Annotated in this window: 13 protein-coding genes; 11 read left to right on the top strand and 2 right to left on the bottom strand. The window is 42.2% G+C overall.

Translation table 11 applies throughout. The features are described from left to right. Nucleotides 1-63: 63 nt before the first annotated feature. Nucleotides 64-1,311, bottom strand: a complete 1,248-nt coding sequence (locus CEF17_RS10220; protein ID WP_100399434.1) for a nucleotidyltransferase — start codon at nucleotides 1,309-1,311, stop codon at nucleotides 64-66. Nucleotides 1,312-1,532: 221 nt separating this feature from the next. Here CEF17_RS10220 and CEF17_RS10215 point away from each other — a divergent pair, with 221 nt between their 5' ends. The 4 genes from CEF17_RS10215 to CEF17_RS20865 all read left to right on the top strand — a co-directional run bounded on the left by CEF17_RS10215 (nucleotide 1,533) and on the right by CEF17_RS20865 (nucleotide 4,029). Continuing rightward, entirely contained in the window at nucleotides 1,533-2,066 is a 534-nt protein-coding gene (locus tag CEF17_RS10215) for a YceD family protein (protein ID WP_100399433.1), read from the top strand. Nucleotides 2,067-2,127: 61 nt separating this feature from the next. Beyond that, a complete protein-coding gene (gene rpmF / locus CEF17_RS10210; RefSeq protein ID WP_054635245.1) occupies nucleotides 2,128-2,301 on the top strand; it encodes a 50S ribosomal protein L32 in 174 nt (57 codons plus the stop codon). Between the two features lie 195 nt (nucleotides 2,302-2,496). Then, nucleotides 2,497-3,255, top strand: coding sequence for an enoyl-CoA hydratase/isomerase family protein (locus CEF17_RS10205; protein WP_232725486.1), 759 nt, complete (start codon nucleotides 2,497-2,499; stop codon nucleotides 3,253-3,255). Between the two features lie 132 nt (nucleotides 3,256-3,387). Beyond that, entirely contained in the window at nucleotides 3,388-4,029 is a 642-nt protein-coding gene (locus CEF17_RS20865; protein WP_100399431.1) for an RsfA family transcriptional regulator, read from the top strand. 234 nt (nucleotides 4,030-4,263) lie between these two features. Here CEF17_RS20865 and CEF17_RS10195 read toward each other — a convergent pair whose 3' ends face one another. Next, entirely contained in the window at nucleotides 4,264-4,776 is a 513-nt protein-coding gene (locus CEF17_RS10195; protein ID WP_100399430.1) for an N-acetyltransferase, read from the bottom strand. Nucleotides 4,777-4,915: 139 nt separating this feature from the next. On the opposite strand from CEF17_RS10195, the gene CEF17_RS10190 reads away from it, so the two are divergent. The 7 genes from CEF17_RS10190 to CEF17_RS10160 all read left to right on the top strand — a co-directional run bounded on the left by CEF17_RS10190 (nucleotide 4,916) and on the right by CEF17_RS10160 (nucleotide 12,241). Beyond that, on the top strand, nucleotides 4,916-5,899 hold the full coding sequence (locus CEF17_RS10190) for a 2-dehydropantoate 2-reductase (protein WP_198508942.1): 984 nt from the start codon (nucleotides 4,916-4,918) through the stop codon (nucleotides 5,897-5,899). After that, nucleotides 5,884-6,273: a DUF3397 domain-containing protein gene (locus CEF17_RS10185; protein ID WP_100399428.1), complete on the top strand. Its 390-nt coding sequence runs from the start codon at nucleotides 5,884-5,886 to the stop codon at nucleotides 6,271-6,273. The genes CEF17_RS10190 and CEF17_RS10185 overlap by 16 nt, the downstream gene beginning before the upstream one ends. A gap of 89 nt (nucleotides 6,274-6,362) precedes the next feature. Further along, nucleotides 6,363-7,985 (top strand): bacillithiol biosynthesis cysteine-adding enzyme BshC, encoded by a 1,623-nt coding sequence (gene bshC / locus CEF17_RS10180; protein WP_232725485.1) that lies wholly within the window; start codon nucleotides 6,363-6,365, stop codon nucleotides 7,983-7,985. Nucleotides 7,986-8,139: 154 nt separating this feature from the next. Then, nucleotides 8,140-8,571 carry a division/cell wall cluster transcriptional repressor MraZ gene (gene mraZ / locus CEF17_RS10175; RefSeq protein WP_100399426.1) on the top strand — a complete coding sequence of 144 codons (432 nt, stop codon included), beginning with the start codon at nucleotides 8,140-8,142 and terminating at the stop codon, nucleotides 8,569-8,571. Between the two features lie 24 nt (nucleotides 8,572-8,595). After that, nucleotides 8,596-9,555 carry a 16S rRNA (cytosine(1402)-N(4))-methyltransferase RsmH gene (gene rsmH / locus CEF17_RS10170; protein ID WP_100399425.1) on the top strand — a complete coding sequence of 320 codons (960 nt, stop codon included), beginning with the start codon at nucleotides 8,596-8,598 and terminating at the stop codon, nucleotides 9,553-9,555. Next, a complete protein-coding gene (ftsL, locus tag CEF17_RS10165; RefSeq protein WP_100399424.1) occupies nucleotides 9,548-9,904 on the top strand; it encodes a cell division protein FtsL in 357 nt (118 codons plus the stop codon). The genes rsmH and ftsL overlap by 8 nt, the downstream gene beginning before the upstream one ends. Before the next feature lie 120 nt (nucleotides 9,905-10,024). Continuing rightward, complete coding sequence (locus CEF17_RS10160) at nucleotides 10,025-12,241, top strand: penicillin-binding protein (RefSeq protein WP_100400872.1); 2,217 nt, start codon at nucleotides 10,025-10,027, stop codon at nucleotides 12,239-12,241. The last annotated feature ends 8 nt before the right edge of the window (nucleotides 12,242-12,249 follow it).

The raw sequence follows: 12,249 nt of genomic DNA, 5'->3' as shown, positions 1-12,249 counted from the left end.
TACTCCTGGAAGTTTGCAGGCTAGGGTCCTTCTTATTAGCTGGGTTTGTCCCGGACTCTTTTTTCAATTACTTAAAAAGCGGCCTTCCTTTGAAACAAATCGGACAGGAGGCAGGGAGTACTCTTCTTTATAACGCTTAATTCGCTTGGAAGGGGACAGGGGAAGAAAATAAGCAAGAGCTGCTTTTTCATCGAGTAACGCCTGAGGCCCTTTTTCCCGGTTCATCTTTGTAGCAAGTGGGATCTCCATTTCATTTCTTGCGAGACTCAGGTATTTTTGCCCATTTTCATTCATACCAAGCAGGCGAATAGATTCCAGCTTATGTGCTTGAAGCACTTTCAGCATCAAGTCTTTGTCACTGTCAGTCAAAATATGGGTTGCTAAGCGCTGCAGCCTTGTCCATGTGTACCGCTTTGTTTTAACAGCTTCTATAAAGGCAGTGAAAGAAGAGTGCTGTTTTGCATGGGATATAAAACGATTTTCAAGACCTTCTTCCGCTTCATATATGCCCCGGAGGCGGGAAGAAGAAGCTGTGAGTAAATTTGCCTGTAAAAAGGGATAATAAAGATTCCAATGAAAGAAATCAGGCTGGTGGTCCTGGTCCTCTTTTAATTGGTCGAAGGAAGAAGAAGGCATCGTATTGGCAACAGCATCCAAATGATTTTGCTTCTCAATCAGCTCATGGCGTATCCCGGTAGCGCTGGCAATCGATTGAGTATTTTTCTCTTTTTCATGATAACCTGCACCTATTCTCTTTATCGTGGCAGGCTTAATCTTTGCTTTCAGCTCTCGTATTGCTTTTACGTAGTTATACCCTAAAATGTTGTTTGGCTGCAAAATATCAGGAAGGTCATGACCGGGATTCAGCTGAGAAAAGGCTGCAGAAGATGCTCTTGGATAGCTCATGCCCTGCTTGACAAAAGATTGTATATGACTTTCATATTGAGCCTGGTGGTCCATAAGAAAAGAATCCAGCTCAAGGAAAGGAGTGATCTGCCCATGTTCGCTTCCGAACACCACAGTATCTGCTCCCATGGCTTCCAGCACAGCTACGGCCCCACGGGAAAACAAAGATGCATGCTGTACGGAATAAGCATAAGGAAGTTCTACAACAATGTCAGCTCCTCCGGCAAGAGCCATTTTCGTCCGTGTGCGCCTTGAAACAAGCGCTGGTTCTCCTCTTTGCAAAAAGTAGCCGCTCATGACGCAGATAATGATGTCTGCATTTGTGCTTGACCTTGATTCTTGCAAATGATATAAATGACCATTATGAAAAGGATTATATTCAACAATTAACCCTGTAACTTTCAAATAGAGATGCCTCCTTTAAGATGTGCTGTAAAAAAGGTGTTTTATCAGCTTTATTTAGGTTATTAGAAAAAGTAAGTAGCAGTAGCTGTTTCTTTGTCAGATTGTTGTCTCATGTTATGATAAACAAGCATGTTTTCTCTACATTATAATGTAAAGAAAAAATGTTGACAAACAATCTATGGACAGCTATAATTACCCTTGTTGCCTTGAGGTGATATCCAATGAAATGGAGTATACAAGAATTATTAGCGAAAAGGCATTCAGGCCTTGAGATTCAAGAAGAGCAGGTAGATGTGAGTGAATTAGTGGATAGAGATAAGGAAATCCGCCGCATTACTCCTGTCAATGTCACTGGCCGTGGAGAGTTTACTGGACAAACAGTTAACTTTACTCTTCGCATACAAGGATCTATGGTTCTTCCTTGTTCACGTACTCTGGCTGACGTCGAGCTCCCATTTGATGTGGAAGCTCAAGAACGGTTTCTTCTGACAGATAGTGCTCTGGAGGAAAAAGACGAAGATACCCATGAACCAGTGAATGGGTTTGTCGATCTTCTTCCGTACGTCAAAGAGCATATTCTTTTGCAAATCCCTATTCAAATCTTTGCTGAAAATGGAGAGGAACCCCAGGCTCCTCAAGAAGGACAGGATTGGGAAGTAGTAACAGAAGATGAACTTAAGGAAGCCAGGGAAGAAGAAAAGGAAAAGAAAGTAGATCCAAGACTGGCTGATTTAGCCAAGTATTTTGACAAATAAGAGATAAAGAAACCTCGTTTCTTTATGAAACACTTTACGCACCTTAAAGGAGGTGGGAATGATGGCAGTACCTTTTAGACGTACATCAAAAACTCGTAAGAACAAGCGTCGTACTCATTTCAAACTAGAGGTTCCAGGTATGGTTGAATGCTCGGACTGCGGAGAAATGAAGCGATCTCACCGCGTATGTAAGAATTGCGGATCTTACAAAGGACAAAATGTTATTAACAAATAATAGGTGTCCCCAATCCCTTGCCGATATGGCAGGGGATTTTTTGGTTGAGAAGCTCCGATCACATGTACCCATTCTTTTTATTTGAACATTCTATCAATGAATGTCTCTTCCAAAGTTTTTTTAAAAGGTGAAAAAAGAGGGAATGTAAAGGACCGTTGTCGAATGAAAGGTAAGAAGATAAAGGGGGAGCAGACTGTGAAAGAAAAAGTACATATAAAACGTTCAGAGAATGTAGCCTACATTACAATAAACAGACCAAAAAAGCGTAATGCAATCGATATGGAAAGTATGGATTTACTAGAGAAAAAGCTGGACGAAATAGAAAACAACCAGGCTGATAAAGTAGTGGCCATTACTGGTGCAGGAAATGAAGTATTTTGTTCAGGGGGAGATTTATCCGTTTTTCATCACTTAAGGACAAAAGAAGAAGCCCATGCCATGCTTCAGAAAATGTCTCAGATTCTCTTTCGTTTGTTTTTATTTCCTAAGCCAACGGTTGCTCTTTTAAATGGAACAGCGGTTGGAGGCGGCTGTGAAATAGCGTCGGCTTGTGATATCAGAGTGTCAGCTCCTCATGCGAAGTTTGGCTTTGTCCAAGGAAAGCTTGCGATAACGACAGGATGGGGTGGTGCTTCCATGCTCCTCGAAAGGATCGAGCCTTCTAAAGCCTTGGAGATAGTAATGACAGCCAGAATGTATAGTGCAGAGGAAGGGAAGAACCTGGGTTTCATTTCATCTTTGATTGAAGGAGACTTTAAAAAAGAAAGTGAACGTTATCTATCTTCCTATGTGAATCTGCACGCTGATGTTCTTGCTGCCTACAAGGCCCGTTTCACTGATAGAATAGATAGAGAGAAGCTTCAGCAAAGAATAGAACGAGAAATAGATGATTGCTCTACTCTGTGGGCAAAAGATGCTCATCATGAAGCTGTGGAAAAATTTATCCGTAAATAGTGCTTTCTCTCATCTTTTTTCCATTGGAATAATAACAGAAGAATAAGGAGATAATCTTTGGTAGACATTATTCTATCTGTAAGCCTCTTTTCATAGCTATGAAAAGAAAAGCTAGTAAATGGAGGGATGAATATGGAGGCTGCAAGGCAGGATGCTTGGAATGAAGATGAAGATTTAATCTTGGCCGAAGTGGTATTAAGACATATAAGAGAAGGAAGTACTCAGCTTGCTGCTTTTGAAGAAGTGGGAGAGAAATTAAAACGAACAGCTGCAGCATGTGGCTTTAGGTGGAATGCTGCTATTCGGAAAAAATATGAAAGTGCGATCGCGCTGGCAAAGAAACATAGACAAGAACCTGCTTCCGAGATCCAGGACAGTAACTATATACCTGCTGAATTGGAGATGGCAACGGAAAGCCATGTGGCTACTGAGGAAAGGAAAAGTATAACCAATCAAGGGTTCAGCGAAAAAAGTATGGTCGAGACCGAAAAGAAGGCTCTTGATATGCCTCAGATTATTGAATTCTTGCATTCTCTTCATAAGGAGGAGCAAAGCAATGAGAGTTGGAAAGAAAAATATTCAGCAATAGAAGAGAAGGCAGAAGAGTTAGAGAGAGAAAAGAAGGCATATCAACGACAATTGCTTTCTTTGCAGGAAAAATATGATAAGTTAAGAAGTGATTATGAGATTTTTATGGATATCATGGACCGGGCCAAAGAACTGACAAGTGATCATCCCGTCAAAAACTTTCCTTATGCAGAACGTGAAGGGTAAGAACTATAGCAGGGTGTACGATATTCATTCTAATGGCTCTTTTTTGGTACTAATTCTTCAAGGCTTTTGTCTGTACAGGGATCTTCCCTGATTTTTTCTTCCCAGTAGTGAAGGGGAACGTTTCCTAGGTAAAAGCGTACGCCTCTAGCCGGTGTCGTACTTTAGTAAAGATTTATATGAAAAAGGGCCGGGCTCAAAGGTTAACTTTTGAGCCCGGCCCCTTGCCGTTATACATTATTCTACAGATTGGACATCAGCTGAGGGAGTATTCTCCGGCTGCTGCTCTTTTACTCCTTTTGGGTACCACACATAAGGGTTTTGACCCCGGTCACGTCCCTCCTGATAGGTAACCGGCTCGAAGCCCATTTTTTCCCAAAAGCCATGAGACCGCTGGCGAGCATTTGTTTTCACAGGGAGTCCCATGTTTTTGGCATAAGTGACCAGGGCTTCCCCAAAACCTCTATTCCTGTAAGGTTCTAAAACTTCAAGCTTCCACAGTTCTAAATAATCCTGAGGAGGTTCAAAATATAAATCGTATCTTTTTTCAATTTTATACAAGCACATTCTAGCTACAAGCTTATCACCAAAATAAATACCATAAAAAGGAGATTCACTATCATTTTCAATGATGTTTTCTTCTAATTCTTCTTTCATTGACAGTTCTTGCACGCCAACTTCTTTGAAATTTTGGAATTCTTCAAGTGTTTTGAAGTTAACAAGTAAGCGCTTAACTTCTGCTGTACTCATAAGTTCATCCTCCTTTGCAGCTAATAAGTTCATTTTACTATAGTTTTTCACATTTGTCGGCTTTAGACATGAAAATTATAAATATGCATAATTATCAAAAAATTTATCGGAAGAAAGCAATGGGAAGTTGTTTTCCTTTGTGCTAAAATTTAAATGCTATATTCAACTGGTAATAAAGAAGAAAGTTGGAATGGAGATGAAAGTGAAGGTTGCCATTGTGGGAGGAGGTTCAGTCGGTCTGCTCCTCGCTGGGTATACAGCCAGGATAGCTGAAACAGTTCTTGTTTGCAGGCGTCACTCCCAAAAAGAAATGATAGAGAGATACGGAATTCATGTTCAAGGACAGTTTACTGCAGAAGTTGAGGCAGTTACATGGGGAGAAAAGAAAAAGGCAGTAGAACATGCTGATCTCATAATAATCGCCGTAAAGTCATACGACCTTGAGAAAATATGGAAAAGCCTGCCTGAAATAAAGCCGGGAGCAGGAGTGTTATTTCTGCAGAATGGTATGGCTCATACTCCCTTGCTAGAACAGAGTCAGAAACAGAATGTCTATCACACATTTGCGGGCATTGTTGAGCATGGAGCTCTAAAAGTGAATGATAATACTGTAAAACATACAGGACAAGGGATTCTGCACATAGGGGCAGTGACAAATGAGAGCCCCCTTTTACAGCAAATGTTACATATTTTTGATGAAGCAGGGTTAGCGGCTAAGAAAATCGCACATTGGAAGGAAAAGATGGAAGAGAAGCTTTTATTTAATAGTGTTATCAACCCTTTAACGGCTCTCTTTCAAGTGAAAAACGGTGAATTAATCTATAATCCTTATTTTAAAAAAGTTATGAAACAGTTATTCATGGAAGCCTCCTCAGCTCTTTCTTTGCCGCATAGACCAAATCTTTGGCACGATCTTTGCGCTCTTTGTGAAATCACTGCTGAAAATCAATCCTCTATGTTAAGAGATGTCTTGCATCATCGCCCTACAGAACTTGACGCTATCACTGGTTACTTGGTTAAAAAAGGGGAAAGCCAGAGAATCCCTATGCCTTGCCATAACTTTGTGTATCAAAGTATTAAAGGACTGGAGAAAAGGAGGGGAGGAAAATGGGGGATGTATTAGCCTGGGTTTTGGCGACAGTCATCACACTGCCCCTGTTAGGCTTTTACTTGGTCTACATTTTCACAGTGAAAATCACAAAGAAAAAAGGACGGGCGGTAAGGCTGGCAGCTGATGTTTCCACGCTGTTCTTTATGGCTGCCGTTTACTTTCTTGCAATTGAAATCTGGGGAAGATCATTTCTTTGGTTAATGATCATAATAGTGCTGAGCATTGCTTGTTTTTTTACCTTCATTCATTGGAAAGCACGGGCGGACATTGAAATACCACGGCTTGCAAGAGGGATTTGGCGGTTTAGTTTTATGTTGTTTTTTATTGCATACTTCGGTTTGTCCCTTTACGGGATGTCTTTTAGGATTACTACCGCTATCTTATAAGCCAGAAAGATAGCGGTTTTTTCTCTGGATTTGATACACTGTAATTGAAATCAAGATAAATCACCACTAGGAAGAAAGGTTTGACCTTTATGAAAATTGAAGAACAAAACCTTCCTTCTTCATCTTTGTTCGTCCAAAAATACAGAAACAGAGATCCCTTTGTTTCCTCTCTTTTTGATTACCATTATAAAGATGAAGACATGAAGCAGCGTTTTATGGAATTAACAAAAAGGTCCTTTGACCGAAAGGCACTACATACACACCTGGTCAATTACCAGCAGACGTTTACACATAACAAGCTTGCTCTGGAACAAATTGATAAACTTAAGGACCCTCGCTCTGTCTTTGTGGTGGGAGGACAGCAGGCTGGGATTCTCACCGGTCCTTTTTATACTATTTCAAAAGCGGTCACCCTTGTTCTTGAAGCAAGAGAACAGGAAGAAAAGCTGGGGATTCCGGTGATCCCGCTTTTTTGGATTGCCGGTGAGGATCACGACTGGCTGGAAGTGAACCATATTTTCATTCCTGGAATGAAAGGTCCCCGCAAGCATACCTATAAGGGGTCATACAATCCCGGGCAGCCTGTTTCAGAACAGCGCCTGGAATACGAGGCTTTTGTTACATGGATGGAGGAAGCGGTGAAATCCTACCGGGAAACTCCCTTTACAAGAAAAGTTACCGGGATGATAACAAAACTGGCATCAATCTCCTCCTCAATGACTCATTTTTTTGGTGAGCTGATGCAATGGCTCTTTAAGGAAGAGGGACTGGTATTACTGGATGCCAACCACATAGAAATGAGAAAGCTCGAACGAGAAATTTTTCAAAAAATAGTTGAAGAGAACGAGGAGCTTTCCAGCCGGCTTATGAAAAGAATTTCTCTTTATAATACCAGGGGCTATGATTCACCTGTGAAGGCCCAAGCTGATTCAGCTCACTTTTTTTATCACACGAAATTTGGCCGTGAGCTTTTATTTAGAAAGGGTAGTGGTCTTTTTGAAGGGAAAAAGGGACAAGTACAGTTCACAAAAGAGGATCTCATCCAAAAGATTCACCGCTCTCCTGGAAAACTGAGCAGTAATGTAGCTACGAGGCCATTAGTGCAGGAAGCAGTTCTTCCAGTGTTGTCTTTTGTTGCTGGTCCCGGGGAAATTAAGTATTGGGGCTTGCTGCAGCCGTTGTTTCACCACCTTGGGTATCACATGCCACCCGTATTGCCCAGGATGCATTTTTCCGTGGTTGACAGAAAGGGAGCCAGAATTCTAAAGGAAGAAAACCTTGATCCGTGGAAGGTTATTCAGCATGGAACAGCCAAAAAGAAAGAAGAGCTCAAAAAAAATGCAGTCGAAATTGATGGCATTTGCATGGCCGAAGAGGCCGCCCTGAAAATAAAGGATATCCATGCTCCCTTACAGGAGGCTCTTTCCAAGGTGAATCCTTCTCACACCTCTTATGGAGAAAAGAATTATCATATCATAGTAAATGAAGTAAAAAAGCTTGGTGAGAAGATTACTGGCCTCCAAGAGAAAAAGGTACAAACGTCACTGCATCGACTTGATTTTATTGAACAATCACTGTTCCCGGCCACCAATCCCCAGGAACGAGTATGGAGCATATACCCGGTGCTGAACGAGTACGGAGAAAGCTTCATTCGTGACATTTGTCAAAGTGGTATTACAAGAAATAAGAACCATAAACTGATTTATTTGTAAAAAACAAGATATTTTCAGAGCCTTTTGGCTGTTTACTAAAAGATCTCCCGAATTCGGGAGATCTTTTTTGTCGCAAAAAAAATAAAAGAAATCGTGGTACGTAGTGGGGGAATGTGGTACCTTAAAGGTAGAAAGTGGAGAGGATGGTACAGCGATGTTTATGGGGGAACATCACCACAACATTGATGACAAAGGAAGAATGATTGTCCCTTCAAAATTTAGAGAGGGACTAGGAAGCTCCTTTGTCATTACAAGAGGAATGGATCGCTGTTTATTTGTTTATCCCCCGGATGAATGGAAAAGATTAGAAGAAAAGTTAAAAACTCTCCCTTTCACTAAAAAAGATGCTCGTGCATTTACTCGTTTCTTTTTTTCAGGCGCAGCCGAATGTGATGTGGACAAGCAGGGCAGAATAAACATTCCATCGACACTGCGGGAATACGCTCAGCTAACAAAGGAATGTGTCATTATCGGAGTATCGAGCAGGGTAGAGATCTGGAGTAAAAGTGAATGGGAAGCTTATTTTGAAGATTCTCAGGAATCCTTTAGTGAAATCGCAGAAAACATTATAGATTTTGATATGTAAAGTGAAGGCAGGTGAACAAACAAGTTGGCAGCAGAATTTCAGCATGAAACAGTGTTACTAGAAGAAGCAATAAAAGGACTAAATGTTAAAGAAAATGGTGTCTATGTAGACTGTACTCTTGGCGGAGGGGGACACAGCGAAGCAATATTACACAGACTTCAAGGCGACGGTCATTTGTTTGCTTTCGAGCAGGATGAAAGAGCCAGGTCTTTTGCAAATGAACGCCTTGCCGCGTATCAAGAGCAATTGACCATCATCCCTGCCAACTTTCGGTATCTGAAAGAGGAGCTTGGACATAGAGGGATTTCAAAAGTGGACGGTATTCTTTTTGACTTAGGAGTCTCTTCTCCACAGCTTGATGAAGGAGAGAGAGGATTCAGCTACCAGCATGACGCTCCTCTTGATATGAGAATGGATCAGTCAATGGAAGTAACAGCAAAGGATATTGTTAATCAATGGCCTTATGAAGAGCTGGTAAAGGTAATCTTTCGATACGGTGAAGAACGGTTTGCAAAGCAAATTGCAAGAGCTATTGAATCTCACAGAAAAACAAAAGAGATTCAGAGCACTGACGAATTAACAGAAATTATTAAAGAAGCGATTCCGGCTCCTGCACGGAGAAAAGGCGGGCATCCGTCTAAACGGACATTTCAGGCGATCCGTATAGCTGTGAATGATGAGCTGGCTGCCTTTGAAGAAGCGGTGAAGGATGCGATTAATCTTCTTTCCCCAAGCGGCCGCCTGTGTGTTATCACCTTCCATTCACTGGAGGACCGCATTTGTAAACAAGTAATGAGAGAGGCTGGCAAGCGTCCAGAGCTTCCAAGGGGACTTCCTATTGTACCGTCAGAAGCTGAACCAATCCTTGAGTTGATTACCAGAAAGCCTATAACAGCTTCTACAGAAGAATTGGACAACAACCGCCGGGCAAGATCTGCCAAATTAAGAATCGCTGAAAAAAAGGGGGATGTGAATCGTGAATAATCTGGCTCAGCAAGTTCAAAGACAAAAAGAACAGCAGCAGGTTGTACATACAAAAGTTAAGCACCGCCTGCGAGGGAAGGTGACGAAAGGTGAAAAGGTCATCATGAGCGGAATGATTGCCGGGGTCATCGCTGTTTCTTCTTTGATTGTCACTAATTATGCTAATATATATTCGCAGGAAAGAGAGATTTCCTCCCTGCAAAACACTGTGAGTCAGCAGCAAGAGATAAATGATGGCTTGCATTTGCAAGTGGCAGAGCTAAGCTCACCTGACCGGATTATGTATTATGCGAAAGAAGAGCTGGGAATGCAGTTAAAAGAGGAAAAGGTAAGAGTAGTACAAAACTAGTTCTTTCAATAAGAGCTAGTTTTTTCCATGTGAATTGTGATGAAACAGGAGTGTGGTACTCCTGATGCCATAAAGGACAGGTGATGGCGGAAAGTGGAAGGAAATAAGAGAAATAAAATTATGTATCGGACAATTTGGCTTCTTGGAATTATTCTTGTGTGCTTTATTGTTTTTACCGGTCGTATGCTCTATGTTCAGGCAGTAAAAGAGGTAGACGGCCAAAATTTAGAAGAATTAGCTCAGTCCAGGTGGACGACAAGTCACGAGTTGCAAGGAGAAAGAGGAACCATCTTCGACAGGCAGGGAAATCCCCTTGCTGAAGAAGTTCAATCCTACTCGGTATATGCTGTTCTTGATGCCACTCATGAAGAGCATGTGGAAGACCCGGAAATGACAGCCGAAACGCTGGCTCCTTATATAGACATGGACGAGGAAAGGCTTAAAGAGCTGTTAAGCCTGGGAGAGACCGAAGGAAGGTATCAAGTAGAACTTGGGTCAGGTGCCAGGCACTTAAGCCACAGCACAAGGGCTGAAATTGAAGAGCTTGAGCTTCCGGGTATCCGTTTTCGAACAGAGTCTAGAAGGTTTTATCCAAATCAAGTGTTCGCTTCCCATGTCTTAGGGTATACAGAACGGGATATGAGTGAAGCAAGGATGGGCCTTGAGTCAGGATTGAATGAATACCTTACACCTGAAGACGGCTTTCTTTCCTACCAGCGGGATCAAAGAGGCGTTCCTTTGCTCGATAGCAATGAAAGCTTTGAAGAACCCCAAAACGGAGACGATGTCACCCTGACTATTGATTCTAATATTCAAACAACTATGGAACAAGCGATGAATCAGGTAGAGGAAGAGTATGACCCTGAAAAAATAACAGCTGTCGCAGCCAACGCCAAAACGGGGCAAATCCTGGCAATGAGCAACCGCCCGAGCTTTAATCCAAACGAGTATGAAGAGATAACAAACTTTACAAACTTTGCAGTGGCAGACAGATTTGAGCCAGGCTCTACGATGAAAATCTTTACATTGGCAGCGGCCATTGAAGAAGGGGTTTATGACGGAGAGGAAGAATTTGAATCTGGCAGTTATGAGGTAGGTTCTCACCGCCTCCATGATCACAATAACGGACAAGGGTGGGGGGAAATCACCTTTAATGAGGGATTTTACCGTTCTTCTAACGTGGCCTTCGCAAAGCTTGCAATGGAAAAGCTGCGTCCTGAGCGGCTGTATGATTACATTACCGATTTTGGATTTCGAGAAACCACAGGGGTGGATCTGCCTGGGGAAGCAAGCAGCCTAATAGCAGAGCAATATAAAATTGATGCTGCTACCACTGCCATCGGACAAGGGACCGCGGTTACCCCCATTCAAATTATCCAAGCTGCAACTGCAATAGCTAATGAGGGCAAAATGATGAAGCCATATATTGTTGACAGCATTAGTAACTCTGCGACTGAAGAAGTGGTCTATGAAGGCAAGCCAGAAGTGAAGGGTGAACCTATTAGCCCGGAAACCTCAGAAGAAGTACTTGGCTTGATGGAGCAGGTCGTGGTTTCTTCAAGCGGAACAGGACGTCCCTATTTTATTGAAGGGTTTAATGTAGTAGGAAAGACAGGGACAGCGCAAATACCTAATCCTGATGGCGGAGGATATTTAAGCGGAAATAACCAAAATATTTTCTCCTTTATTGGTATGGCGCCAAAGGATGACCCAAGTATCATTGTGTATGTGGCAGTTGACAGACCAAACCTTGCTGGTGACGAATCAGGTTCTGCTCCTGTGTCAATGATTTTCAACTCAGTTATGAAGCAAAGTCTCCAATACCTTAATATAGAGCCTGCTGTTTCCGAGGAAGCCGTATACGAAGAAGACGGAATAGAAATCCCTGAGCTTGAAGGTGAAAGCGTGGAAGAGGCTGAAAGCATTCTTCATTCACTAGGCCTTCAGCCTGTATTTCTTGGAGATGGGGAAACCGTAGAGGAAATGAGCCCGGGTTCGGAAAGTAACGTCATTTTTGGGGAGAGGGTGCTGATCAAGACCGAGGGAGCTTCAGTGATGCCTGATATTACAGGATGGTCCATGAGAGATGCCACAAAGCTGAGTGATTTAGCGGGGATGGAACTTCACCATATAGGCTCGGGCTATGTGACAGACCAAAGCATCCCCGCCGGCACAGGACTTGAAGGAAAAGGCTATCTAACGGTAGAAATGATGAGTCCTCAAGAAATCAGGGATTTAAGAGAGGAAGAAGCAGCGGCACAGGAAGAAGCAGAAACTGAAGAATCTTCCAGAGAAGAAGATTCTGAAGATGAAGAGGAAAGAATCAGAAGAGAATAATCTTCCTT

It is taken from the genome of Bacillus sp. FJAT-44742 (assembly GCF_002797315.1).
GTDB classification, from domain to species: Bacteria; Bacillota; Bacilli; order Bacillales; family Marinococcaceae; genus Thalassorhabdus; species Thalassorhabdus alkalitolerans.
Note: the sequence above shows the minus strand (reverse complement) of the source record. Positions and strands in the feature narration are given on the sequence as shown.